26 protein-coding genes are annotated in these 25,467 nt (G+C 61.4%); 15 read left to right on the top strand and 11 right to left on the bottom strand.

Annotated features, from left to right (window positions below):
- The first annotated feature begins 25 nt into the window (after window positions 1-25).
- From V5N47_RS14075 to V5N47_RS14035, 9 genes are all read left to right on the top strand, one after another.
- Entirely contained in the window at window positions 26-1,381 is a 1,356-nt protein-coding gene (locus V5N47_RS14075; RefSeq protein WP_338728394.1) for an isochorismate synthase, read from the top strand.
- On the top strand, window positions 1,378-3,114 hold the full coding sequence (menD, locus tag V5N47_RS14070) for a 2-succinyl-5-enolpyruvyl-6-hydroxy-3-cyclohexene-1-carboxylic-acid synthase (RefSeq protein ID WP_338728393.1): 1,737 nt from the start codon (window positions 1,378-1,380) through the stop codon (window positions 3,112-3,114). The genes V5N47_RS14075 and menD overlap by 4 nt, the downstream gene beginning before the upstream one ends.
- A gap of 49 nt (window positions 3,115-3,163) precedes the next feature.
- Complete coding sequence (locus V5N47_RS14065) at window positions 3,164-4,048, top strand: 1,4-dihydroxy-2-naphthoyl-CoA synthase (RefSeq protein WP_338728392.1); 885 nt, start codon at window positions 3,164-3,166, stop codon at window positions 4,046-4,048.
- Window positions 4,049-4,943: 895 nt separating this feature from the next.
- Window positions 4,944-6,149, top strand: a complete 1,206-nt coding sequence (locus V5N47_RS14060) for an FAD-dependent monooxygenase (protein ID WP_338728391.1) — start codon at window positions 4,944-4,946, stop codon at window positions 6,147-6,149.
- Between the two features lie 79 nt (window positions 6,150-6,228).
- A complete protein-coding gene (locus V5N47_RS14055) occupies window positions 6,229-7,176 on the top strand; it encodes a 1,4-dihydroxy-2-naphthoate polyprenyltransferase (RefSeq protein WP_338728389.1) in 948 nt (315 codons plus the stop codon).
- The gene (locus V5N47_RS14050; RefSeq protein ID WP_338728388.1) at window positions 7,176-8,210 is read left to right on the top strand and encodes an enolase C-terminal domain-like protein; all 1,035 of its coding nucleotides are present in this window, start codon (window positions 7,176-7,178) and stop codon (window positions 8,208-8,210) included. The genes V5N47_RS14055 and V5N47_RS14050 overlap by 1 nt, the downstream gene beginning before the upstream one ends.
- Window positions 8,207-9,691, top strand: a complete 1,485-nt coding sequence (gene menE / locus V5N47_RS14045; RefSeq protein ID WP_338728387.1) for an o-succinylbenzoate--CoA ligase — start codon at window positions 8,207-8,209, stop codon at window positions 9,689-9,691. Before V5N47_RS14050 ends, menE begins: the two co-directional genes overlap by 4 nt.
- A 45-nt stretch (window positions 9,692-9,736) precedes the next feature.
- Entirely contained in the window at window positions 9,737-10,480 is a 744-nt protein-coding gene (locus V5N47_RS14040) for an NRDE family protein (RefSeq protein ID WP_338728386.1), read from the top strand.
- 26 nt (window positions 10,481-10,506) lie between these two features.
- Window positions 10,507-10,857, top strand: a complete 351-nt coding sequence (locus tag V5N47_RS14035) for a MarR family transcriptional regulator (protein WP_338728385.1) — start codon at window positions 10,507-10,509, stop codon at window positions 10,855-10,857.
- 2 nt (window positions 10,858-10,859) lie between these two features.
- On the opposite strand, the gene V5N47_RS14030 is transcribed toward V5N47_RS14035, so the two are convergent.
- From V5N47_RS14030 to gatC, 3 genes are read right to left on the bottom strand one after another with little or no spacing between them, the layout of a single operon-like run.
- Window positions 10,860-11,021, bottom strand: coding sequence for a hypothetical protein (locus tag V5N47_RS14030; protein ID WP_338728384.1), 162 nt, complete (start codon window positions 11,019-11,021; stop codon window positions 10,860-10,862).
- Window positions 11,022-11,061: 40 nt separating this feature from the next.
- Complete coding sequence (gatA, locus tag V5N47_RS14025) at window positions 11,062-12,330, bottom strand: Asp-tRNA(Asn)/Glu-tRNA(Gln) amidotransferase subunit GatA (protein ID WP_338728382.1); 1,269 nt, start codon at window positions 12,328-12,330, stop codon at window positions 11,062-11,064.
- Complete coding sequence (gatC, locus tag V5N47_RS14020; protein ID WP_338728379.1) at window positions 12,327-12,605, bottom strand: Asp-tRNA(Asn)/Glu-tRNA(Gln) amidotransferase subunit GatC; 279 nt, start codon at window positions 12,603-12,605, stop codon at window positions 12,327-12,329. The genes gatA and gatC overlap by 4 nt, the downstream gene beginning before the upstream one ends.
- 228 nt (window positions 12,606-12,833) lie before the next feature.
- Between gatC and V5N47_RS14015 the strand changes: the two genes are divergently transcribed.
- Complete coding sequence (locus tag V5N47_RS14015; RefSeq protein WP_338728377.1) at window positions 12,834-13,805, top strand: transcription initiation factor IIB; 972 nt, start codon at window positions 12,834-12,836, stop codon at window positions 13,803-13,805.
- 37 nt (window positions 13,806-13,842) lie between these two features.
- The gene (locus V5N47_RS14010) at window positions 13,843-14,313 is read left to right on the top strand and encodes an NUDIX domain-containing protein (protein WP_338728376.1); all 471 of its coding nucleotides are present in this window, start codon (window positions 13,843-13,845) and stop codon (window positions 14,311-14,313) included.
- On the opposite strand, the gene V5N47_RS14005 is transcribed toward V5N47_RS14010, so the two are convergent.
- From V5N47_RS14005 to V5N47_RS13995, 3 genes are read right to left on the bottom strand one after another with little or no spacing between them, the layout of a single operon-like run.
- Window positions 14,314-14,742, bottom strand: coding sequence for an ester cyclase (locus V5N47_RS14005; RefSeq protein ID WP_338728375.1), 429 nt, complete (start codon window positions 14,740-14,742; stop codon window positions 14,314-14,316).
- A gap of 40 nt (window positions 14,743-14,782) precedes the next feature.
- Window positions 14,783-15,853 carry an asparagine synthetase B gene (locus V5N47_RS14000; RefSeq protein WP_338728374.1) on the bottom strand — a complete coding sequence of 357 codons (1,071 nt, stop codon included), beginning with the start codon at window positions 15,851-15,853 and terminating at the stop codon, window positions 14,783-14,785.
- Complete coding sequence (locus V5N47_RS13995) at window positions 15,853-16,539, bottom strand: PHP domain-containing protein (protein ID WP_338728372.1); 687 nt, start codon at window positions 16,537-16,539, stop codon at window positions 15,853-15,855. The genes V5N47_RS14000 and V5N47_RS13995 overlap by 1 nt, the downstream gene beginning before the upstream one ends.
- A gap of 140 nt (window positions 16,540-16,679) precedes the next feature.
- Between V5N47_RS13995 and purL the strand changes: the two genes are divergently transcribed.
- Window positions 16,680-18,818, top strand: coding sequence for a phosphoribosylformylglycinamidine synthase subunit PurL (gene purL / locus V5N47_RS13990; protein ID WP_338728370.1), 2,139 nt, complete (start codon window positions 16,680-16,682; stop codon window positions 18,816-18,818).
- Between the two features lie 90 nt (window positions 18,819-18,908).
- On the opposite strand, the gene V5N47_RS13985 is transcribed toward purL, so the two are convergent.
- Complete coding sequence (locus V5N47_RS13985) at window positions 18,909-19,076, bottom strand: hypothetical protein (RefSeq protein WP_338728368.1); 168 nt, start codon at window positions 19,074-19,076, stop codon at window positions 18,909-18,911.
- 104 nt (window positions 19,077-19,180) lie between these two features.
- Between V5N47_RS13985 and V5N47_RS13980 the strand changes: the two genes are divergently transcribed.
- Window positions 19,181-19,636: a hypothetical protein gene (locus V5N47_RS13980; RefSeq protein ID WP_338728367.1), complete on the top strand. Its 456-nt coding sequence runs from the start codon at window positions 19,181-19,183 to the stop codon at window positions 19,634-19,636.
- Window positions 19,637-19,749: 113 nt separating this feature from the next.
- On the top strand, window positions 19,750-20,562 hold the full coding sequence (hisF, locus tag V5N47_RS13975) for an imidazole glycerol phosphate synthase subunit HisF (RefSeq protein ID WP_338728366.1): 813 nt from the start codon (window positions 19,750-19,752) through the stop codon (window positions 20,560-20,562).
- 11 nt (window positions 20,563-20,573) lie between these two features.
- Here the strand turns inward: hisF and V5N47_RS13970 are convergent, their stop codons facing one another.
- The 3 genes from V5N47_RS13970 to V5N47_RS13960 form a co-directional block, all read right to left on the bottom strand.
- On the bottom strand, window positions 20,574-20,858 hold the full coding sequence (locus tag V5N47_RS13970; RefSeq protein ID WP_338728365.1) for a DNA-directed RNA polymerase subunit L: 285 nt from the start codon (window positions 20,856-20,858) through the stop codon (window positions 20,574-20,576).
- 399 nt (window positions 20,859-21,257) lie between these two features.
- The gene (locus V5N47_RS13965; RefSeq protein ID WP_338728363.1) at window positions 21,258-21,632 is read right to left on the bottom strand and encodes a YlbF family regulator; all 375 of its coding nucleotides are present in this window, start codon (window positions 21,630-21,632) and stop codon (window positions 21,258-21,260) included.
- A 63-nt stretch (window positions 21,633-21,695) separates the two neighbouring features.
- Window positions 21,696-22,307: a LysE family translocator gene (locus tag V5N47_RS13960; protein WP_338728362.1), complete on the bottom strand. Its 612-nt coding sequence runs from the start codon at window positions 22,305-22,307 to the stop codon at window positions 21,696-21,698.
- Between the two features lie 104 nt (window positions 22,308-22,411).
- Between V5N47_RS13960 and V5N47_RS13955 the strand changes: the two genes are divergently transcribed.
- Complete coding sequence (locus V5N47_RS13955) at window positions 22,412-23,767, top strand: hypothetical protein (RefSeq protein WP_338728361.1); 1,356 nt, start codon at window positions 22,412-22,414, stop codon at window positions 23,765-23,767.
- Here V5N47_RS13955 and V5N47_RS13950 read toward each other — a convergent pair.
- The gene (locus tag V5N47_RS13950; protein WP_338728360.1) at window positions 23,749-25,209 is read right to left on the bottom strand and encodes a hypothetical protein; all 1,461 of its coding nucleotides are present in this window, start codon (window positions 25,207-25,209) and stop codon (window positions 23,749-23,751) included. The genes V5N47_RS13955 and V5N47_RS13950 overlap by 19 nt on opposite strands.
- Window positions 25,210-25,467 lie beyond the last annotated feature (258 nt).

Raw genomic sequence — 25,467 nt, 5'->3', positions numbered from 1 at the left:
TAGTCGCCAGCACTGAATACCGGTAATGGAACCCCTGCGCAGCGACGAGACGGTGGCGCACGCGGCGGACGACGCCACCTTCGTCAGTCGGGCCTGCGAGGTCGCGCCCGTTTCTCTCCATCGCCTTCTCGACACCGCAGACGCGCCACGATTCACGTGGAGCGCGCCGAACGCCCCGTCTATCGTCGCCTTCGGTTCGACAGAAACCCTCACCGCGTCGGGCGCCACTCGCTTCGACGCGATTCGCACGCAGGCAGAGACACTGTTTTCACAGAGTATCACCCCAGAGCGCCTCCCCGAAGCTGCCCGCCCGCGGTTGTTCGGGGGGTTTTCGTTCAACGAAGGGCCAACTGAAGACGACAACTCTGCGTGGGCTGGGTTTCCCGACGCCCAGTTCGTCCTCCCGCGAGTGCAACTCGCCCAGACCGACGCGAAAACGTATCTGACGGTCACGCTCTCGGGGCCAAACGCGACCCCTGCGACAGCGGCGAATCTGCTCAAACGCGAACGCGAAACACTCGCTGCGCTGCCGACAGCCGAACCCGAAACCCAACCACCCGGCGTCTCCTCCGTGCAACTCACCACGCCGCGCGAAACGTGGAACGCACAGGTCGAAGCGGCACTCTCGCGCATTCACAGCGGCGAACTCACGAAAGTTGTCCTCGCACAGGCGCTCACCGCAACCCTCGACACTGAACTCTCCGTGCCTGGTGCACTTGCCCGACTCGCCACCACGTATCCCGATTGTCACCGTTTTCTCGTCTCGCCTGACGAGGAGGGAGCGTTTTTCGGCGCAACTCCTGAAGGACTCGTCTCGCTGCGCGGGCGTACGGTCTCGACGGTCGCGCTCGCCGGTTCGACGGGCCGCGGCGACACACCGGAAGAAGACGAGTGGCTCGGCGAGGAACTGCTTACGAGCGAGAAAGACCGCCACGAGCACAACGTCGTGGCTGAAACCATCCGCGAGCAACTCGAACCGTTCGCGTCGAGCGTGACGCTCGGGCCACTCGGCCTGCGTCGGCTCGCAACCGTCCAGCACCTCCAGACGCCCATCAGCGCCGAACTCAGCCACGATGAACACGTGCTCTCACTGGTTGAGGCGCTCCACCCGACGCCCGCCGTCGGCGGCCTGCCACCCGAGCGCGCGAAACAGACCATCCGCGACACCGAAACGTTCGACCGTGGGTGGTACGCCGCGCCTGTTGGTTGGTTCGACGCCGCCGGGAATGGGTCGTTCGCCGTCGCGTTGCGCTCTGCGGTGGCTCGCGGCACGGAGGCGACGCTGTTCGCCGGAGCCGGTATCGTCGCTGACTCAGACCCCGACGCCGAGTGGGACGAAGTACAGCTCAAATACCGCCCGATGTTGGACGAACTCGAATGAGCGCACCCAACAAAAACACCCTCTGGGCGCGCGTGCTGGTAGACGAGTTTGCAAAGGCTGGCCTCGACGCCGTCTGCATCGCCCCCGGCAGTCGCTCGACGCCGCTCACCGTCGCCTTTTCGCGCCATCCCGACATCCGTGTGTTCTCCCACCTCGATGAGCGGTCTGCCGCATACTTCGCGCTTGGCCGGGCGAAACGAACCGGGCGACCAACGCCGCTTGTCTGCACGTCGGGAACCGCGGCCGCGAACTTCCACCCGGCGATCATCGAAGCGTCGCAGGCGCGCGTTCCGATGCTCGTGCTCACCGCAGACCGCCCACCCGAACTCAGAGACAGCGGCGCGAACCAGACCATCGACCAAGAGAAACTCTACGGGAGCGCCGTCCGGTGGTATCGTGACCTTCCTGAGCCAGCGGTCGAAGACCGCAAACTGCGCTCGCTTCGGACTGATTGTGCGCGAGCGGTCGCGGAGGCTGAAGGCACCCATCCCGGCCCCGTGCATCTGAACGTTCCCTTCCGGAAACCGCTCGACCCCATTGAGGTTCCGGGCGACGTTCCCGATGGGTTCGAAGAGGAGTACCCACTCGCCACGGCCGGCCGAGACGGGCCGTTTGTCGAAGTCGCAGAGGGACGCCCGACGCTCGATGCAACGACGCGCGATGAACTGGTAGAAACCTTCGAGCAGGCAGAGCGCGGCCTCATCGTCATCGGCCCAGACGACCACGGCCCGGCCCCAACGGCGATTGGCGCACTTGCGGACGCGACTGGCTTCCCAGTGCTCGCTGACCCGCTCTCGCGGGTTCGGTGGGGGCCACACATCGCCGACCGCCCAATTCTCGGCGGCTACGATTCCTACATAACCACCCTCCCCGAACCGGCTGTCGTCCTCCGCTTTGGAGCCGCACCGACCTCAAAGACGCTCCAACACTATCTCCGTGACTCGGGTGCGCGCCAGTTCGTGGTAGACCCCGTTGGTGAGTGGCGAGAGGCGACGTTCACCGCGAGTGACCTCGTCGTCGCAGACCCAACACAGGTGGCTGAGGCGCTCTCAGAGGCGCTCACAATGGACGCGGGCGAGTGGACACAGACGTTCGAGGAAGCGGAAACCCGCTACTGGGAACTCGTCGCAGCCGCTCACGAGGAGGCGTTTTTCGAAGGGACGGTGCTCTCTGATGTGGTCGAACTCGCGCCCGACCCGACGACGCTGTTCGTCTCAAACTCCATGCCCGTGCGCGACGCAGATCGCTTCGGAAAACCCCACGAAGCGACGATTACGGCGCTCGCAAATCGTGGCGCGAGCGGCATCGACGGCATCACGAGTTCGGCGCTCGGCGCGGCCAGTGCGACAGACGACCCGCTGGTGCTCGTGACCGGCGACTTAGCCTACTACCACGACATGAACGGCCTGCTCGCGCTCGCCCGGTGTGGCGTGGATGCGACCATCGTCCTCATCAACAACGACGGCGGCGGCATCTTCCACATGCTCCCCATCGAGGCGTTCGACCCACCGTTTACGAGCCAGTTCAAGACACCACACGGGCTGGATTTCGAGCCGACTGGCGACCTTTACGACCTCGACTTTGTGCGCGCAGAAGGTCGAGCCGAGTTCCGCGAGGCGTTCGAGGAGTCTGTTGGCAAGGCCGGAACTCGCGTCATCGAAGTGCAGACGGACGCAGAGGCAAGCCATCGATTCCGCGAGCAACTCACAGCACGCGTAACCGAGACGCTGTAAGCGAGCCGCGGCGCAGAATCTTTTTGCGCCGCCCGACCCGAGTGGTCGTATGGTTTCAGATATTTTCGACCCCGACCGCTGGGACGCGATTGCAGAATTCGATTTTCAGGACATCACCTACCACCGCGCGACCGACCAGGGCACCGTCAGAATCGCCTTCGACCGCCCCGAGGTCAGAAACGCCTTCCGCCCCGGGACGGTTGACGAACTCTACACCGCGCTCGACCACGCGCGTCGCCAGACGGATGTTGGCTGCGTGCTCCTCACCGGCAACGGCCCCTCGCCGAAAGACGGCGGCTGGGCGTTCTGTTCGGGCGGCGACCAGACCATCCGCGGCGACGACGGCTACCAGTACGAGGGCGACGAGGCCGGAGCCTCTGACACGGGCCGCCTGCACATCCTCGAAGTCCAGCGACTCATCCGCTTCATGCCAAAGCCCGTCATCGCCGTCACGCCGGGCTGGGCGGTCGGCGGCGGCCACAGCCTCCACGTCGTCTGCGACATGACCCTCGCCTCCGAGAAGGCCATCTTCAAGCAAACCGACCCGGACGTGGCAAGCTTCGACGCCGGCTTCGGCTCCGCGTATCTCGCCCACCAAGTCGGCCAGAAGAAAGCCCGCGAAATCTTCTTCCTCGGGAAGGATTATTCGGCCGACGAAGCCGCCGAGATGGGCATGGTCAACGAGGTTGTCGCCCACGAAGACCTCGAAGACGTGGCGCTCGACTGGGCCGCAGAAATCAACGCAAAATCGCCAACCGCCATGCGGATGCTCAAATTCGCCTTCAACATGGATACTGATGGGATGGTCGGCCAGCAGGTGTTCGCCGGTGAAGCGACCCGGCTTGGCTACATGACCGACGAGGCAAAAGAGGGCCGCGAGGCCTTCGTCGAGAAGCGCGATCCCGACTTCTCGAAGTACCCGTGGCACTATTGAACGGTGTACATACAGCACAGTCAATACCAGTTGTAACCCTACGGGCCTCAATGCATTGAGTCAGTTGATTCACACTCAATGCCAGCACTATATACACTGTCAAACTTGGATGTGCTAGTGGTAGATCTCCATACGCCCAATATGGTGTTCAAACACGTCTGATGTCCTAACCGGAATGAATTTACAGCCTGCTCACGGCTGGTTGTCGTATGATTTTTCGGTAATATCACACACTGCTTGGACAATGCGACGAACCTCAACTGGATCCTTCGACTTAATCGTGAACTGAATACCTCTGCTGTCTCGTTCACAATCCACAACTTTTTCTAGATTTTCGACTGCTCTACAAAAATCGTCCCTACCCTTTGGCTTTAGCCACCAGAAAGGACTCCCGTGAACACTGCTGGTTGTTGCATGGTTACCAGGAGTACGCCATTGGAGTTGCACCTCTGACGTACTCCATCGACTTCGATACTTGAACCGGTGTAGTATCGGTTTTAGCTTCACGCTTCCCCTACGAAATTCGTAATCATCCAGTTGTTCGATTGATTCTCTGATGCTGGTTCTTACCTGGAAAGTGTGTGTTTGGATGCCCAAGTACGAGGTGAATATAAGTAGGATGAAGGAAGCCTGTTGAAAATCAAAACCAGACACAACTAGCGCATAGGTGTCACCGCACTTGCTTTTATTTTACTATCCGTCGCTTGGCAGTTCGAGTCTTTGAAGACGTACTGATGATTCTGCCGTTCTGAATTACCTATGAGTCTAAGTCTTTGAGTACGGTTGGTAGAATTCTTGTTTGCGTTGTATGCACCCAAGAAAAGTGTTCCCGTGGCACTACTGAGTGCGAGAGCCAAGTAACAGCTAAACGCACCTCGTTCGTTTGTTTTGATATATGGTGGATTCTGCGGCGAACGACGGTCACGACGCCCGAGACGCTGGGGGAGTTTTCATCTGTGGGGCGGGAATCGCGGGCCTCACCCTCGCGTGGTGGTTAGACAAGACCGGCTGGGACGTGGTCGTCCTCGAACTCGCACCCGGTCTGCGAGACGAGGGGTACATGATAGACTTCTTCAGCTCCGGCTACGACGTCGCAGAGCGGATGGGGATTCTCTTCGAGTTGGATGCCGCCCAGTACACCATCGACACGATTTCAAACGTGAATCAGGCGGGAAAGCCAGTCTCCGCGCCCGATTACAACCTGTTCAGACGCCTCCAAGACGGGCGGCTCCTCTCGCTCATGCGCGGGGATTTAGAGCGCGTATTGTACGAAGCACTCCCCGACTCCGTGGAGCTGCGCTACAGCACCACCATCGACGCCGTGGCGCAGGACGGCGACACAGTCTCGATGACACTGAGCGACGGCACAGAGGAAGAAGCAGACTTACTCGTCGGCGCAGACGGCATCCACTCGCGGGTCAGAGAACTCGTGTTCGGCCCGGAGACGCACTATCTGCGGTATCTCGGCTATCACACCGCGGCGTACATCTTCGAGGATGCGTCGTTTCGCGCCGCCCTCGACGGCGAGTTCAGGAATCTCACCGTCCCGAACAAGATAACTGGCTTCTACCCGATTCGTGGGGACAAAGTTGCGACGTGGTTCGCCCACCGCGAGCCTGAGAGCGACTTGCCGGAGAACCCGTGTGCCGAACTCGGCCGCCGGTTCGGTGACCTCGGCTGGCTCGTCCCCGACGCGCTCGACCACTGCCCCGAAAACGGTTCGGTCTATTACGACCAAGTCGCCCAAATCGAGCTCGATGAGTGGTCGAAAGGACGCGTCACGCTCGTCGGTGACGCTGCCTACGCCGTCTCGTTGCTCGCCGGACAGGGCGCGTCGATGGCGATGGGTGGGGCGTACGTGCTGGCAAAGAAACTCAAAGCGGCCGACTCTCTCGAAGCCGGATTGGCAGCGTACGAAGCGTACCTGAAGCCGAAAACGCGCGAAAAGCAGGCGTCTGGCCGTCAGACGGCGAATTATCTCATCCCGCCGACGAAGTGGCACATCACCGCCCGCGACCTTGCACTCAGATTCTCGACGTTGCCGGGGATGTACCGCGTGTTAGCGCCCGCACTCGCCGGAACCGAGAGCGTCGTCGAGTAGGCAAGACGACGAATTTACTGCTTTCTGCGTTCCACAGAACCACAGTCGCTATGTCGCTGCCTTCCTAACTGCCAACAGAATGACTGACACCGCGACCATCTCGCCGACGAAGGCGTGGGTGATGGCCGCCCGCCCGCAGACACTTCCCGCCGCGGCCGCCCCCGTCATCGTCGGCACCGGACTTGCCGTCCACAACGGTGTCTTCGCTGCGCTGCCGGCGCTCGCCGCGCTCGTTGGCGCGCTGCTCATCCAGATTGGGACGAACTTCGCAAACGACTACTACGACGCCGTAAAGGGCGCAGACACCGACGAGCGACAGGGCTTCACCCGGGTGACACAGGCCGGTATCATCGCCCCAGAGGAAGTCAAACGCGCGATGTACCTCACTTTCGCCATCGCCATCGTCTCGGGGACGTACCTCGTCTCCGTCGGTGGGCTTCCCATCGTTGTCATCGGCCTCGCAAGTGTGGCGAGCGGCATCGCCTACACCGGTGGCCCGTATCCCCTTGGCTACCACGGCCTCGGTGACGTGTTCGTGTTTGTCTTTTTCGGCATCGTCGCCGTAACCGGGACGTACTACGTGCAAGCCGTCGATGCCGTGGCGGGCATTCCAATGACCGTCCCACCGGGAACGCTCCCACTCTCCGCATTGGTGGCGAGTCTCGCGCCCGCCGCGCTCTCAACGGCGATTCTCGTCGTGAACAACATTCGGGACAAAGAAACCGACACGAAAACCGGAAAGCGAACCCTCGCGGTGCGACTCGGCTACCGGTGGAGTCGCGTCGAATACCTGCTCATGCTCGCCATTGCCTACGCCGTGCCCGCAATGTTCGCCCTCGACCCGGCGTACTCGCAGTTCGCGCTTCTGCCACTCCTCTCGCTGCCGATTGCGGTGCGCGTCGCGCGGACCGTACTGACCCGAACTGACGGCGCGGCGCTCAATCCCGCGCTCGAACAGACCGGCCAACTGCTTGCGATTCACTCGATTCTGTTCGCCCTCGGGTTCGCCGCACCGGCGGTACTCTGATGGAACGCACCCGATTCTCGTTGCCGCTCAAGACACCCCTGAACACAGCCGCAGGCGGCATCGCAGCGCGCGAGGGGTTTCTCGTCCGTGTGACCGTAGACGGCGTCTCCGGCCTCGGTGAGGCGACACCACTCCCCGGCTGGACTGAATCGCTCGACGCCTGTGAAATCGCGCTCAACGCAGTTCGCCCGGCGGTTGAGTCAGAGAAGGTCGACGAAGCGATAGCCGCCCTCTCAGAGAATCCGGCCGCCCGCCACGGCCTCTCGCTCGCGGTGGCAGACGCCCGTGCGCAGGCCACAGACCAACCGCTCTACCGATTTCTCGGCGGCGAAATGCGCGTCGAAACCATTCCCGTGAACGCGACGATTGGCGCGGGAACCGTTCGAGAGACTGTCGAAGCCGCAGAACAGGCGGTCGCAGACGGCTTTCGTACGCTCAAGCTCAAGGTCGGCGCAGACACGGTCGCTGCCGACGTAGAGCGCGTGGCTGCCGTCCGTGCTGCAGTTGGTGAGCAAATCGAACTCAGAGCTGACGCGAACGGCGCGTGGGACGTTCCCACGGCGAAGCGCGCAATCGACGGCTTCGAGAAGGCAACTCTCTCGATGCTCGAACAGCCCCTCCCTGCGACGCACCTCAAAGAGCATGCCCGGTTTCGCGGCGGTGACGTGCGTATCGGCCTCGATGAATCGCTCACTGAGCGAACTATCGCAGAAATTCTCGACGCGGAGGCGGCCGACGTGCTCGTGCTCAAACCAATGGCCCTCGGCGGCGTCGATGTGGCGCGTGAAGCGGCGGTTGCCGCACGCGAGGCCGGTGTCGATTGCATCGTAACGACCACGATTGACGGCGCGGTGGCGCGGGCGGCAGCAGTGCATCTCGCCGCAAGTCTGCAAGACGTGGCGGCATGTGGGCTTGCCACCGCAAGTTTTCTTGCCGCGGATGTGGCGGAGTCAGACCCCGTGCCCGTCACAGACGGCACAATCGCGGTCCCACAGGGAAAGGGCAATGTTCACCCAGTCCTGAGTGGACTATGATGCGAGACTGGGTTGCCCAGCGAGCGCGTGCCTCGCCCGACGCGACTGCGCTTATCGACGCCAGCGATAACACACACTGGACGTACCACGAGTTGACCAGAGCGGTGAATGAAACCGCCGGACACCTCGCCGGTGTGGGTGTGCTTCCTGGCGACCACGTTGGCGTCCTGCTCGAAACGAGCGTCGCCTACGTCCGGCTCATCCACGCTGTCGCGCGGCTGGGCGCGGTGCTCGTCCCGCTGAACACGCGCCTGACCGAGGCTGAACTCGCCCCGCAAATTGAGCGAGCGGGCGTGTCGGTGCTCGTCTGTAGCGACGACACAGAAGCGACCGCCGCCGCAACTGAGGGGACGGGCGTCTCGGTGGTGTCGCTCGATGCAAGTCGCAGAAACCACGTCACGAAACTCGATTCTCAGCCGACAGCAGAGGTTCAGCCGGCGACGTGGGACGCAGACGACCCGCAACTCATCATGTTCACCTCCGGGACGACCGGCCAGCCGAAGGCCGTCGTCCTCACCCACGGCAACTTTGCGGCGAGCGCCGAAGCCTCGGCCTACCGCCTCGGCACGCTCCCCGACGACCGGTGGCTCGTCTGCCTCTCGCTCTATCACATGGGCGGGCTGTCCCCGATTCTGCGCGCGGCGCGCTACGGTTCGACTGTTGTGTTAGTCGAAGACTTCGACGAACAGGCGGTGGGCGACGCCATCGCTACCTACCAGCCGACGGGTATCTCGCTCGTGCCTGTGATGCTCTCGCGCCTGCTCGATGCTGGCGTCTCCTTTGGCTCATTCCGATTCGTGTTGCTCGGCGGTGCGCCAGCACCCGACGACCTCATCAAGCGATGCGAACGCGAGAGCGTCCCCGTCTACCCAACCTACGGCATGACCGAAGCCGCCTCGCAGATTGCCACCGCGACGCCAAGCGAGGCGTTTACGTATCCCGGAACGGTCGGCAGACCGCTCTTTGGCTCAGACGTGACCGTGGTCGGTGACGACGGCGACCCCGTCGAGCCGGGCGAGCCGGGCGAGCTCGTCGTCTCCGGACCGACAGTCATGAAGGAGTATTACGACGACTACGAGACGACCGTCGACGCCTTTTCAGCGTACGGCTTGCACACGGGCGATATGGGATATCAAGACGAGGGCGGACGACTCTGGGTGGCGAACCGGCGTGCAGACCGCATCATCACGGGCGGTGAGAACGTCGACCCGGCAGAGGTCATGGCTGTGTTGTGCACGCATCCGGCTGTGGCCGACGCGGCCGTGGTTGGCATCGACGATGCTGAATGGGGCGAGCGCGTCTGTGCGCTCGTCATCACAGAGGGTGACGAAGACGTCACCAGCGACGAACTGAAAGCCCACTGCAAAGCCACGCTTGCGGGCTACAAGTGCCCGCGCGTGGTTGGGTTCGCCACAGAGTTGCCTCGAACGGCGTCGGGGACAGTCGAGCGCGAGAAAGTGCGCGAGGCGCTTCGCCGATAACGTCCACGCCAAGGGTTTAGAAGCGCACGCGACCTATGAGGGGCTGTGTGTACGCTCACTTTCGCGTGGCAGGTGTTCGACGACACGCCGCTCGTCGTCGCTGCCAACCGTGACGAACGTGTAGACCGACCCTCGACGCCGCCGCAGGTCAGCGACGGCGACCCAAAAATCGTCGCGCCGGGCGACAGCGAAGCCGGTGGAACGTGGATTGGCTACAACGAACACGGCGTGTTCGTCGCCATCACCAACCGCTGGATTGAGACAGAACTCAACGCCCCGCGCTCGCGCGGCCTGCTCGTCAGAGACGCACTTTCCTACGAAACGGCAGAAGCGGCGACGCGATACGTCGAACGTGAGTTAGATGCGCAAGAGTACGATGGGTTCAACCTCGTGCTTGCGGATGCGAACGCCGCGTTGTTCGTTGAGTGGGACGGGCGCAAACAGATTCGAAATCTCGACCCCGGCGTCCACGTCGTCGTCAATGTTGGAATAGACGGCGAGTTCTTCGAGCCGCCGCGATTCCCCGAAGCGGGTGAACAGCAGTCACAGAACGCGATTCGTCTCCTCAACGCGCTCGAACCGACGCCGGCAGAGACTGCAACGGGCTGGCTCCACCGGGCGCGAGACGCGATTTCTGACCACGACTTTGGCGTGTGTATCCATGAGGATGGCTACGGCACGCGCTCGTCATCGCTCGTCACGATTGGCGCGAGCGGCGACGGGACCTACGACTTCGCCGCCGGGTCGCCGTGTACGACCGAATACGAACCCGTCGAAGGTCAGATTTAACCTCCTTGGGGCAATTGGTTCAATCCATGAGTACGGCAGAAGCGGAGGCTGAACTCTCCGAGGACGAGCGGGCAGGACTCGAACTCATCCGCGAGACGGGTGGCGTTTACCAGAGTGACTTCTGGAAAAAACTCGATGTGAGTTCCCGAAAAGGGAGTCGCATCGTGGAGTCACTGCTGGCCAAAGATTTCATCCGCCGTGAGGAAGCGGTGTACAACGGCCACACGACGTACTTCGTCACGCCCGCGCCCAAGGATTTAGACTTTTCACTGCTGATGGCGGGCGACCTGCTCTCGCCGTTCATCGGTGAAGAAGACATCGACCCGCGCAGTGACGCCCTGAGTCACTGGATTATGAACCTCGCCTACAACGGATAGACTCACTCCTCGTTTTGCTGTTGGTAGGCCGTGCCGATTGCGGCGCCCATTGCGATTCCCATCGCCACGCCAATCGCAATGTTGTCCATCGCGACGCCGAGCGCAGCACCCATCCCTGTACCAATCGCAATCCACGCACCCAGTGACATCGTGTCGTCAGCCATGGCTCAAAATCGGTGGTGACCGAGAAAAAGCTACGTTAGCTCAGGCGAGCGCGCTGCCGGCGCGGATGATGACTTCTTCGCCGAAGGCCGGACCGATGAGCTGCAGGCCAACTGGTAAGCCATCGGTTTCGCCTGCGGGCACGGAGAGTGCGGGCAGGTTTGCGAGGTTCACGGGCACCGTGTTCGCGTCTGCGAGGTACATCTGAAGCGGGTCAGAGAGACTCTCGCCGAGCTTGAACGGCGGCGTTGGCATCGTTGGGCTGGCGAGCACGTCCACGCTCTCGAACGCCGCGTTGAAGTCCTGTTTAATCCACTCACGGGCGTCCTGTGCCTTCTTGTAGTAGCGGTCGTGATAGCCCGCAGAGAGGGCATACGTGCCGAGGAGAATGCGGCGTTTGACCTCGTCGCCGAAGCCAGCCTCGCGCGAGCGGGCGTAGGCTTTGTTCCAGTTGCCTTCGTAGCCACCGGAGATGCCGTAGCGGACGCCGTCGAACCGGGCGAGGTTCGAGGAGGCTTCCGACATGGCGATGACGTAGTAGGCTTGTACGGCGTGTTCGACGGAGGGGAGCGTGACTTCTTCGACGGTTGCGCCCTGCGCTTCGAGTTCCGAGAGTGCGTCGTGGAACTGCTCGACAACACCGTCGTCTGCGCCGGAGACGAGTTCGGTCGGGACGCCGATGGTGAGGCCCTCAACGTCGCCGGTTGCGGCGTCAGCGTAGGTCACGTCGGGCTTCTCGCGAGTGGTCGCGTCGTGTGGGTCTTTCCCGCTAATCACGTCCAAGAGCGCGGCGGCTGCTTCGACGCTCGAGGCGATTGGCCCGATCTGTTCTAGCGAATTTGCGTAGGCGACGAGGCCGTAGCGCGAGACGAGCCCGTAGGTCGGTTTGATGCCGACGACGCCACAGAACGCGGCGGGACAGCGAATCGACCCACCGGTATCAGAGCCAAGCGCGAGGTCTGCGTCGCCCGCGGCGACGGCGGCGGCACTGCCACCAGACGACCCGCCCGGCACGCGGTCTTCGTCGAGGGGGTTGAGTGTCGGGCCGTAGGCGGAGGTTTCGGTCGTCGTCCCCATCCCGAACTCGTCCATGTTGGTCTTTCCGACGATGGTCGCGCCTGCTTCCTTCAGGCGAGAGACGACAGTTGCGTCGTACGGTGGCACGTACTCTTCGAGCATCTTTGAGCCGCACGTCGTGCGGACGCCTTTCGTGGAGATGTTGTCTTTGACAGCGACGGTCTTGCCCGCAAGCGGGCCATCGTCCGCACCGTCGATGGACTCCTCAGTGAGGAAGATATTGAGATCAGTCATGAGACGCGTGGTCCTTTGAAGTAGCCATCCTCCGTCTCTGGAGCGTTCTGGAGCGCTTCTGCTTGCGTGAGCCCGTCGTGAACTTCGTCGGGGCGCATTACGTTCACAAGGTCTGCCTCCTGTTCAACCTCGGGCACTTCGTCAAGCGCACCGAAGTAGTCGAGGATGTCCCCGAACTGTCGGGCGAACAGTTCGACCTCCTCGTCGTCAAGGTCGATGCGCGCGAGGTCTGCGATGTGGCGAACCTCGTCTGCGTCGACAACCGTATCGCTCATGGCTTTTTGCACACGCGGGCAAGCGGTAAGGGTTTCGATGCTCGGGTTTCAGGACGTGAACGCCTGACAGGTACACTGACCCGAAGTAAATTTGAATTCAGTTAATTTGTCGAAATCGACAGACAGAAGGCCTGATTCGCCCGAAGCATTTAAGTCGCCAGAGATACAACAAAACGGTGTATCGACGCCGTCTCTGCTACTTCTCTCTGCAGTGTGATACACCAGACAATGACTGATACGAGTATTCGAACCCGAACAGACGAGCGGACGAGCGAGCGAGAACAGCCCGAACAAACACAGGAAGAAGAGCTTGTCTGCCCGGAATGTAGTGGCAACCTCCTCGCCGACGCAGAACACGGCGAGACGGTGTGCCAAGACTGTGGCCTCGTCGTAGACGAAGGCACTATCGACCGCGGCCCGGAATGGCGCGCTTTTGATTCTTCAGAACGCGACGAAAAGTCCCGCGTCGGCGCACCGACGACCCAGATGATGCACGACAAGGGACTGTCAACGAACATTAGCTGGCAGAACAAAGACGCCTACGGTAAATCCCTCGGCTCCCGCCAGCGCGCGAAGATGCAGCGGCTTCGCAAGTGGAACGAACGCTTCCGCACGCGTGACTCCAAAGAGCGCAACCTGAAACAGGCGCTCGGCGAAATCGACCGCATGGCCAGCGCACTCGGCCTCCCGAAAGACGTTCGTGAGACCGCGTCGGTCATCTACCGCCGCGCACTCACGGAGAACCTCCTGCCCGGCCGCTCCATCGAGGGCGTCGCCACGGCAGCGCTCTACGCCGCCGCCCGCCAAGCGAGCATGCCCCGGAGCTTAGACGAGATTACCAACGTCTCTCGCGTTGAAAAGAGCGAAATCGCGCGCACCTATCGCTACGTGGCCCGCGAACTCAAACTCGAAGTGCGTCCCGCTGACCCAGAGAGCTACGTCCCGCGCTTTGCCTCCTCGCTTGGCCTCTCAGACGAGGTCGAGATGCGCGCCCGACAACTCCTGAAAACCGCGAAACAGCAAGGCGTCCACAGCGGGAAGTCGCCGGTCGGCCTCGCCGCCGCCGCCGTCTACGCCGCCGCATTGCTCTCGAACGAGAAGGTGACCCAGAGCCAAGTCTCTGATATCGCGAACATCAGCGAAGTCACCATCCGCAACCGCTACCACGAACTGCTCGAAGCAGAAGAGCAGGTCATCTAAGCGGAACACTGACGGCTTTTCCGGGTTTTTTCGACCCATGGAGACGACTCGCCATTTCACTTCGACCGTCTACATCGTCAACGACGGAGCCACAGCTCTCCACGACCACAAACATCTGGACATGTGGCTCCCGCCCGGTGGCCACATCGACCGCGACGAACTCCCCCACGAAGCCGCCATCCGCGAAGTGAAAGAGGAGACGGGCTTGGACGTGACCCTGCTCGCAGAGCGAACCGGTGCGTCTTCCCTCACCGTCGAACCACTCCCCGAACCCGCCCATCTCCAACTCGCGGACGTGAACGTTTTTGCAGAACACGTTGGCCACCAGCACATCGATTTCGTCTATTTTGGGTCAGTCGAACACCGCGACATCACACCCGAAGACGGCGAAATCGAGACGTGGCACTGGTTTACGAAAGCCGAGTTGCGCGAAGATGGCGACCGACTTGAACCCGACGTGATTGTCCACGGCATCGAAGCCATCGACGCCGTCGAAGCAGCCCAGTAGCTACAGCGTACCGAGCGGTTCGACGCCGAGTTGCTGGAGCATTCCCAAAATGTCGAAATTCGCCCACCGTTCTGCGATTTTTCCGTCTTCGAGCCTGACCGCGCTGATACCCATGATGTCGATTTGTCTGCCCGTCGGTTCGAGACCCATGAACGGCCCCTCGTGGGTGCCCGTCACGCGCCCCCAAAAGGCGACGTGGTCGCCTTCTTCGACCATGTGCGAGACGTCAAAGCGCAGGTCAGGGAATGCGTCTCTGTATCGCTGGATAAAGGTGGCGAACTCAGACAGATGCTCCTCGCCAGAGCCTGCGGGGTCGTGGTAAATCTGGTGTTGTGTCAGAATCTCGGGCATGGCGTCTACGTCGCCCTTGCTCCAGACTTCTTCCGTGTAGCGACGAACCAGCTCTTTTGGTCGGATGTGTACTGCCATACCAAAACTACGGCGGCGAGAAGAGTCAACGTATCGCGGCCTACAGCAACGACTTGATGTACTCACCGACGTGGTCGTCCATCCGCTTTTTGTAGCCCGCCTGCCGCGCGAGTCGGTCGAGTTCGCGGGCGATGAGACTCCCGTACTGTACCGCCTTTTTCTCGCGGAAGGCAATCGGGTCTGGCGTCCACTCTCGGACGGCCATCCGGAAGGCGAATTTGCGCTCGCCACGCGGACTCACGAGCAAGTCCTCCGGCAGACGAAGGCTCGCTTCGACTACCTCGTCGTGAAGCAGGGGCGCGACGGGTTCGACGCCCGCGGCACGAAGCGCGAGTACGTCGCGGGGGAGTTGGGCTGCGAGCGTCGCAATCACTTCGCGGGCCGCACCCCGAACGGTGTCCGCTTCGACGCGGTGGTCGTCTGGCGCGCGGGTGATTTTCTCGTAGCCGCCGAACAACTCGTCTGCGCCCTGCCCGACCGCGAGAGTGTCGTACCCGTCTGCGGCGGCGCGTTTCGCGGTGAGATAGAGCGGGAGGGCGATGCCCACGTCCATCGGGTTTGTTCGCCCAGTCGCACGCGCGACCTCGGGAATGGCTGCTTCGAGTACATCGTGAGTCACTTCGATGACCGTGAGGTCTTTGCCGAGCAGTCGCGCGGCTGATTGGGCGGCCTCGATGTCGTGGCTGCCGGGGAAGCCAGTCACGTAGAGCGGGCCGTCGAGATACGCGCCGAGGGCGGCCGAATCAACACCGCCAGAGAAGGCGACGGGCGTGTCTTCGGGAAGGGCAGAGAGTTGTGTTTCGACCGCGGTTCTGGTCGATTCGATGGCCTCTGTACGAGACTCGAACAGTGGCGGTTCGGGTAACTGCCACACCTGCTCGTCGCCGTCTGTAGTCCGCTGACAACCTGCTGGGACGAGACTCGGATTCGTGAGGTCGCGGTGGTCGAAGCTCCACGCCGTCGGGTCATCAGTCTCCGAGAAAATGGGATAGCGGCCGAGCACGTCGCGGACGAGCGCGCCGTCAAGGTCGCCCGCGAAACCGCCGGTTCCGGGGAGTGAATCTCCTGAATCGAGCGCCCGGCGGACGGTGGCCGGGTCCGTGCCGTCCATCACTCAAGCATCGAGGACAGCCGGTTTTTCACGCGGCGTTTCGCGCCACCGGCAGCCTGTGCGAAGCTGATGTGCCACGGGGTGCGCTGGCCAACAACGCTCGTGCGACCGTCGCGGATGGCTTCGAGAATGGCGGGAACGCTCCGTTCGTCTGCATCGATTTCGGTGACCGCCTGCCCGACCATCTCGCTGATGTGGGCGTCGCTCCCGGCGGTCATCGGGAGGCTCCGAGCGCGGGCGAAGCGCTCTGCCTTCCGGTTTGCCCGGCCGGTGAGAAGCCGAGAGTTGTACACCTCGATGGCGTCTGCGCTTGCAAGCTGTTCAGTGGTGATGTGGGGGGCGACGCCGCTCCGGGATTTCTGGAACGGGTGGGGGATGACCGCGAGCCCTCCCTGGTCGCGGATGCGGTCGAGCGTTTCGTCGAACGGCCGGTAGGACGGGATTTTCTCGTGGATACCAAAGGCGAGAATGTGACCCGCGGCGCTCGTGATTTCCATACCGGGAATGCCAACCAGCCCGTACGCTTCTGCCTTCTCAGCGGCTTCGAGGCTGGCGTCTATCTCGTCGTGGTCCGTGATGGCGAGGGCGTCCAAGCCAACGGCTGCTGCCTGTTCTAACAGGAGGTCGACGGGGTCGCGCCCGTCGAACGAAAGCTGTGAGTGTGTGTGAAGCTCGACCGACAGCACACCCGGAGGTAGCGCGTCGGTCTTGAAAAGGGCCTCGGAATCACGAGCGCCTGCGCTGGCACATCACAGCGCGCCCCAATTTTGGGCACGTTCATGCACATGAAAAGGTCTTTACCCCGACTATCTCAACAGATAGGTGAATGAGTCTTGCCGAGTCGGACAAGGAACTGGTGGTTGCGCAGTTGGGCCGAGAGCCGACTGACGCAGAAGAAGTCCTGTTCGAAAACCTCTGGAGCGAACACTGCGCCTATCGCTCGTCGCGCCCCCTCCTCGGCGCGTTCGAAAGCGAGGGCGACCAAGTGGTCATCGGCCCCGGCGACGACGCCGCCGTGGTCAAACTGACCGACGACGTGTACATCACGATGGGTATCGAGAGCCACAACCACCCGTCGTACGTCGACCCCTACGACGGGGCGGCGACGGGCGTTGGCGGCATCGTCCGCGACACCCTCTCAATGGGAGCCTACCCAATCGCGCTCGCCGACAGCCTCTACTTCGGCGGCTTCGACCGCGAACACTCGCGCTACCTCTTCGAAGGCGTGGTCGAAGGGATTAGCAATTACGGCAACTCGATTGGCGTACCGACCGTCGCCGGGAGCGTGGCCTTCCACGACGATTACGTCGGCAACCCGCTCGTGAACGTCGCGTGCGTGGGTCTCCTGCCCGCAGACCGGATGGTCACCGCAGAAGCCCAATCCGTTGGCAACAAACTCGTCCTCGTCGGAAATTCGACCGGCAGAGACGGCCTCGGCGGCGCATCGTTCGCCTCCGAAGACCTCGCAGAAGACGCAGAAACCGAAGACCGCCCTGCCGTACAGGTCGGCGACCCGTACACGGAAAAACTCCTCATCGAGTGCAACGAGGCACTCTTGGACGAGGAGCTAATCGAATCGGCCCGCGACCTTGGTGCGGCGGGCCTCGGCGGCGCATCCAGCGAACTCATCGCAAAAGGCGGGAAGGGCGCGGTGCTCGAACTCGAAACTGTCCACCAGCGCGAGCCGAACATGGTCCCCCTCGAAATCCTGCTCGCCGAATCCCAAGAGCGGATGGTGTACGAAGTCACCCCCGAAAACGTCGCACGCGTCGAAGCACTCGCAGAGCGCTACGACCTCGGCTGTTCGGTCATCGGCGACGTGACCGACTCCGGACGCTACATCTGCACCTTCGAAGGCGAGACGGTCGTCGACGTGCCCGTCGAATTCCTCTGTGAAGGCGCGCCGATGAACGACCTCGCAACGGAAGCCCCAGAAGAAGTCGAACGCAACCTGCCCGACATCGACCTCACAGACGCCTTCGAAACGCTCGTCGGCAGTCCGAACACCGCGAGCAAGCGCTGGGTCTACCGGCAGTACGACCACGAAGTCGGCACCCGAACCGCAATCGGGCCGGGCCAAGACGGCGCAGTCCTCGCCATCCGCGAAGCCGAGCTGGGCCTCGCGTTCACCGCGGGCGCAGACCCGAACTGGACGAGCGCGAACCCCTACGAGGGTGCCCGCGCAGTGGCGCTCGAAAACGCGACGAACCTCGCCGTGAAAGGCGCAACCCCACTCGCAGCAGTGGACTGCTTGAACGGCGGCAACCCCGAAAAGCCCGACGTGTACCACGGCTTCAAGGCAATTGTCGATGGCCTCGCGGACATGTGCGCAGCCCTCTCGGTACCCGTGGTCGGCGGGAACGTCTCGCTCTACAACGATTCGCAGGCCGGACCGATTCCACCAACGCCGACGCTTGCGATGGTCGGGACGAAAGACAGCTACAAAGCACCACCCGCGTTCTTCGCCGGAGAAGGTACGCTCCTGCTCGTCGGCGATTCCGTCCTTGCTGGCGAAAACTCTGGACTCGGTGGCTCTGAGTACGTCGCCCAGTTCGGCGGAGAAGACGAGTTCCCGACGCTCCCAGACGACGCCCCAGCGTTCGTCAAAACGCTCGCCGGAGTCGTGAATCAGGACACCACGCTCGCCGCCCACGACGCGAGCCACGGCGGCCTCGCCGTGACGCTCGCCGAGATGGTCACCGAGGAGACGGGCGCAGACGTGGCGATTTCGGGGGACGCCTCCGCGCCAGAACTCCTGTTTCACGAACAGCCCGGTCGCGCCGTCATCGAGACGACCGACCCAGAGGCTGTCAAAGAAGCCTTCGACGGCGTCGCGCCGGTGTACGACCTTGGTACGGCGACGACCGAGGGGACGCTCTCGCTCACGGTCAACGACGAAGCACTGTCAGCCTCGTCAGAAGCAATTGCCGACCTGCGCGCCATCATCGAGCGCGAACTCGAATAACTCGGATGTCTCGTTTTTCAGGTCCTTAATCACTGGAGAGTGGCGTCGCTCTGGGCTGGTGACGAAAGCCACAGTAGAAAAATCAGGACGTTACGCCAGTGCGAACGCGAGACCGAAAACGACCGCAAGCCCGATGAGGGTGATGATGAAGCCCGTCGTGACCTGTCCCATCGAGAACTCTTGCATCGGGGAGGTGACGCGGCCTTCGACTTCGCCTTCGTGGTGGTCGTGGTCGCCGTCGTGTGTGTGGTCGTCCATATCGGAGCATTTGGCCGGTGGTACTTTGCTATGTCGGAGTGTAGTTACGGCGATAAAAGAACGATAAGCAAGACATTTCAAAGAATAGATGTTTGGGATTGCATATGCAATCTCGTTGGAAGAAAATGATAATAATCGCATTTATTTTAGGAGGATTAGTTGTCTGGATTCCCTCTTTGTTTGTTGACCAATCGTTCATTTCCCCCTCTGAACCACTCGGAGAATTCACTCTCGGTCTAGTTCAATTAGTAGCATTATTTCTCCCAGTCTTAGTAATTCTAATTCAGATATTACTCGATTATTCTCACAGACGACAGCAGAAAAAAGGCCTAAGTGGAGGAGTGGGTGTATTAGGTCCGCAAGAATTTCGGTGGTTTATTTTCACAATTGGAGGTATTTCTAGTATTCTATTGACTATGGGACTAGTCACCCTTTTTCTATCTCTCAACTTGCCTGGACCAATTGAAATTGCAGCATCGTTTATTTTATTTGGTATTTTGCTAGCACCAGGCACTCTAATTTTGATGTCTTATTTGACTTTCATTGACGGAAATTACTAAGAGGGAAGTGAAAATTTATAGTAATTAATTCAGTTGGAGATATTGAACAGTTTGTAGAAAGTTGCTTCAGTCGCGCCCCTTTTGATACTCGGAGACCCTACACACGATAAAGAATGCTCACCAAGCGGATCATCCCCTGCATCGACGTGGCGTTGGACGACGACGGAAACGCGGCGGTCTATACGGGCGTGAACTTCACCGACCTCAAGTACACCGGCGACCCCGTCGAGATGGCGAAGGCGTACAACCAAGCGGGCGCAGACGAGTTCGTCTTCCTCGACATCACCGCGAGTTCCGATGGCCGTGAGACGATGCTCGACACCGTCTCGCGGGTGGCAGACGAGGTGTTCATCCCGCTCACCGTCGGCGGCGGCATCCGAACGAAAGCCGACATCAAAGAAACCCTTCGCGCGGGTGCAGACAAAGTCTCGATTACAACCGGTGCGCTCGAACGCCCCGAACTCATCGAGGAGGGCGCAGCGGCGTTCGGCAGCCAGTGTATCGTCATCAGCGTGGACTCCCGGCGGCGTTTCGACGAACAGGGCGAACACTACGTCGAAATAGACGGTGAGTCCTGCTGGTTCGAGTGTACGGTCAAAGGCGGCCGTGAAGGGACGGGAAAAGACGTGGTCGAGTGGGCAATTGAAGCCGAGTCGCGCGGTGCTGGCGAGCTGTTCGTCAACTCCATTGACGCCGACGGGACGAAAGACGGCTACGACATCCCGCTCACCTCGGCGGTCTGTGACGCGGTTTCGACGCCGGTCATCGCTTCGTCGGGCTGTGGCGGCCCCGAAGACGCCTACGAGGTGTTCACCGAGGCGAACGCGGACGCGGCGCTCGCGGCGTCTATTTTCCATTTCGATGAGTACACCATCCGCGAGGTCAAAGAATACCTCGCAGAACGGGACGTTCCAGTACGTCTCTAACGAGAACGGGGTTACTGAGCAGCTTCGAACGCGGCGCGGAAGGAACCGGCCTTCTCACGGACGCGCGCGGCACCTTCTTCGAGTGCTTCGAGTGGGTCGACTCCTTCGACCGTTTTCACGGTGAGGATGGGGTCGGTTTGCCCACCGGACTGCTCAGGGTTCATGTCGTACGTCGCCGCAGACACGTCCTCGAGTTCGAGGAGCGCGCCTTTCAGGACGTTCATGAACGTGTGGTCTTCGCCCGCAATCTCGATGGAGAGTTCATTCTCCGTCTTCTCGATGACCCGCAGTTCCATACCCATTAGTGCCAAAGCCGGGCGTTTGTACCTTTCGAAGGGCTACGCTCAGGTGGTCGCTGCACCACCACCAAGAAACCCAGCACTCCTCGAAGTACGAGTGACGTTGTGACGCCTCTACCGTCTGTCGCGCTGCGCTACTGGCGCGACTGAGACGGCACCGCCTGCCTGTAAATCCCTGAAAGACGCACATTCCAGACACGCACTAACGCGATTGTTGTTGTCCCCAAAAACCCGCCGGAAATGCCCCGATACCCCTGCCCCACAGTTCAAACAGTGTTCCATGTTATCATCCCTCCCACGTGGAACGACGGCTAGGATGGGAATATGAATGTTGGACGATACTACTCGCTGAGAATCGCCACAAATGTTAAATTCGATAAAAGTCAGCGCTCGTGATCAGTCCTGACAGCAGCCGCCTGCCTTCTCGCCGAAGTCAACGGCGAGTTCCGCGGAAATCGCGTCGTTTACGGCGGCGAGTTTCGCGTCGAGTTCCGCCTGTGCGGTGAGGAACTCGTCCATCACGGGCAGTTCGTGGAGGTCTGCCTGTGCGTTCTGGAGGTTGTGAAGGTCTTCTTGGGTCGCCTCGCCCGTCTGACGAGCCAGCATGAACTCCTGGCGGAGCTGTTCGAACTTCTGGACGCGCTGTTGGGCTTCCTCTGAGTTCTCGACCTTTGCTTTGGTTTCTTCGAACCGCTGGTAGGTCGGTGAGTCGGCAATCGATTTGCCGAGTTCCGTGCCCATGTCCTCCAGTCGTGCGGTTTCCATACTCATGGCCGTCGCTTAGTGAGCGAGACGTTTGAAAGTGCCGGTCACCGCCATTTTGGGACGGTGTGGCTAAAAGTGGTCGCCGACGGCGAGGCGCGCGCCGAGTGCGACGAAGATACTGCTCGTGACCCAGCGAAGCCCGCGATTGAGCGACGGCCGCGCGGCGAGCAGGGCGCGCACCCGCCCAGAGAGGAAGGCAACAGTCGTGAGATACGTGAGCGTCAACACGGCGTAGATGCCCCCGAGTAAGAGAAACTGGCCGGTCGCGGTTGCAGAGTCAACGAACTGCGGGAGGAAGGCAAGGAAAAACAGCGCGACTTTGGGGTTGAGGACGTTGATGGCGACGCCTTGCAGGTAGCTGTGGTCGCTTTCGTCGTCGTCCTCGATGGTGAGCGGTTCGTCGTCGAGAAACGTCTGGATGCCGAGATAGATGAGGTACAGCGCACCCGCGTACTTGACAATCGAGAAGGCGGTTGCAGAGGTCTGTAAGAGGACAGAGAGCCCAAGAACGGCTCCGAGCGTGTGGACAAGAATGCCGGTGCTGATACCGGCAGCCGAAAGCAGCCCTGCTCTGCGGCCGTCGCTCACGCCGCGGGTGAGGACGTAGATGGTGTCTGGCCCCGGCGCGAGGATGAGGCCGACCGAGGCGACGATGAACAGTGAAAGCGACGGGGCTGCCATTTGGTAACACTGTGGGTGTCTCGGATAAAAATGGCCGGGAAACCCGTCAACTGCCCGAGGAAACCGCCACAATCGTTAAGTGAACACAGTCGATGACCGTCTCAATGGCATGGGTGCGGGCAGTGGCGTTGGTAGGGCTTCTGCTAGTGCTCGCACCGATGGCAGCCGTGGCCGACCAGCCGACGTCGTCGCCTGCAATCACGGTCACGAGTTCGAAAACTTCCGACGGCGTGCGGTATGACATCGCAGTCGAACCGACAACTGCCGATGGTCTCTGGGTTGACCCAGGTGTCGAGTTCGACGTCGTCGGAGTTTCTGGACTGACAGAAACCAAATCTGGTGAGCGACGCTTCTATCGGTGGGACGGGTCGTCGTCGGTCGCAAAACTGACGCTCGAATACACGGTCACGAACTCACACGCTGTCTCGGGTGGCCCCGAATACACCAAAACCGACGAGTGGGTGCTCGGCCCCGTCCCTGCGCTCGAAGTGACGTGGCAACAAGACGGCGACCAACACACCCTCCGGCCGTTCGAACAGCGTGAGACCGGCGTTACAATTGCCACAAACGGCCCCGGCGTCGTCGGGAAACGCTATGCCTTCCTCGGCCCGTACGACCAGTATCAGCGCACCGCAAACGGTGAAACCATCCGGCTCGTCATCCCACGCGGCGCGGAGACGGTAGACGAGCCCTCGCGCATTCTCGACACGCTGAGCGAAAGTAGTGGCTCACTCGGCATTGGCGAACCGCGCGGGTCGGTCCTCCTGTTCGCGTTACCGGACCCCGCCCGCCGCGGTGGCGAGTCCTTCCTCCGGATGCGAGAACTCTGGGTACACGCCGATTCACGGCTCGACACGCCGAACAACGTCTGGCTCCACGAGTACGTCCACACCCGCCAAGCGTTCACGCTGGCTCCCGAAATGCAGTGGCTTCGGGAAGCCTCAGCCGAATATTACGGCGCACGACTGGCCGCGGAACAGGGGCTCGTGAGCGAACGCGAAGCCCAGCAGTTCGTCACCAAGCCGGGCTACGAAGACGCCGTCCTCGCAGAGCCTGCGTCGTGGGACAGTCGGGCGGTACCGTACACGAAAGGGATGCGCACGCTCGCAACCCTCGACCAACGCATTCAGACCGCGACCGACGGCGAGCGGTCGCTCGCTGACGTTTTGACTCGACTCAATACGTACGACGGAACCATCACCTACGAGGTGTTCGAACAGACCGTCGAATCGGTCGCAGGCGAGTCGGTGGACGACTGGCTGTGGGAACAAGTGTACGAACGCGACCCACTGAAACCGCTGTCCACGCCGTGGGTGATGCACCAAGCCCGCGAAGCGGTCACACCCCTCGGCCTCGCAGGCATCGGACAGACGTCGGTTCTTGGCAGCCTTGGTGTGGCCACACTCGGCCTCACAGCACTTGGGCTAACCCGTCGATTCTATCACGGCCGCCGCAGGTAGCGGACCGCGAAAACCGTCGTAAGCACCACTCCAAGGACCAACAGCGCTGCCGCGAGCGTGAAAATATTCATGCCAAACGAATTGAGGTTGACGTCGAACACATCGCCACGCGCCGGGGTCTGGTCGTTAAACACCTCATCAATTCGCTCTGGGTCGGATTGGTCGGCCGTCTCAGTCGAGGCAGGTGGTAAGTCATCGTTCGTGTCAGGCGTCGGCGTTGCCTGCGCTGGCGTTGGTTCAGGCGTCACGTCGTCTTGATTCTGTGACGTGTCGGCTGAGCCATCCGTGGCTTCATCGGTGCTGGAACTGTCGCGGTCGCGGTCTCTGGACGAGCTGCTCGAATCGCTGCCATCATTATCAGCTGTATCGTCTTCACCGCCGTTTGAGCCGCCTGTGTCTGCACCATCCGAGTCGCTCGTGTCGCCGCCCGTCGAGTCAGCTCCCGTCTCGGTGGAGTCACTGCCCGAATTTATCGACTCGTCGTCGCTATTCGACGTGTCGGCGGTGTCTGCAGGCTCATCCGACACCCCGTCTGAATCGGTTCCGTTCACCGAATCTGTATCGTCGTCGGTGATTGGTTCACTGGGTGTGTCGTCGGTCGTATTGTTGTCGGTCGCAGGGGGTTCTGTATCCGTCTCGTTGTCACCGGTCACCGACGGCTCGGTGTCGCCGGTGTCGGTTTCGTTCGTATCGGTCGGGGTGTCGGTCTCGTTCCCACCCGTCTCGCCCGAGGTATCCGTCTCGGTCGTGGCTGGGTCAGTAGGCGTGTCCGTCTCGTTAGAACCTACATCGGGTGTGTCAGTTTCGTTGCCACCCGCGTCTGGCGTGTCAGTTTCGTTGCCACCCGTGTCGTCTGGGGGGTCGGTCGTATCGCCTGACGAGTCCGTGTCGTTTGTTGGCGTGTCCGTTCCGCTATCGTCGGACGTGTCCGTGTCGTTTGAGTCGGAGTCTGGTGGGTCAGTCGTGTCACCGTCGTCAGTGGTTCCATCGTCGTCGGTTTCGCTGTCGCCGTCGTCTCCGTCCCGGTCGTGTCCCCAATGCCAGTCCTTGTGGCCCTTGTGCCAGCCGTCGTTCCAGTCGTGTTTGTCCGTCCCGCGGTGTCCGTCACGCCACGATTCGTCGTGCCCAGTACCCTTGCCACCCCACGAGGAATCGCTCTCGTCATCCGTGTCATGGCGGTGGCCGCCGCGCTTGTCCGGATGCGTGACGCCGTCGTGGGAGGCGTGCGTGGTGTGTTTTTTCGAGTTGTCTGTGTTATCGTGGTCGCGGTCGTCCGTCTCGTTGTGCCCATGAGATGGGCCGTCTCCGTTGAACGAGGCGGTACCGTAGTCGCCAGCGGCCGCGCTGTCTGGGGTGGCGAACGCGAGCCCCGGGGCGAACACCAACACGAACACGAACGCCACAACGACAAGTGGGGTTCCGCGTCGAGGACGCCCTCTCACGTCCGTCCTCCTGCTGTTCGGTGGTGAAACAGAGTTCGCTCGTCGACTGTGGCACCCATATGTCACTCTCCGACTGGAGTCGGTTTTGTTATGGACAACGTGAATATCCGCGAGAGAAGGACGATTGGTGTAAGCCGATGCTAAATTCTGCACGCGGAGAATGTAGCAAACGGTGACCGGTCACCACGAGCACTGGCCGGGTGAGTTGAACGACGAATTTTACGCATACTGAGGCCGGTCTATGGAGCTGTGAACGGA

Source organism: Haladaptatus sp. DJG-WS-42, assembly GCF_037198285.1.
Taxonomy (GTDB): Archaea; Halobacteriota; Halobacteria; order Halobacteriales; family Halococcaceae; genus QDMS2.
This window is presented reverse-complemented; position numbering and strand designations above follow the sequence as displayed.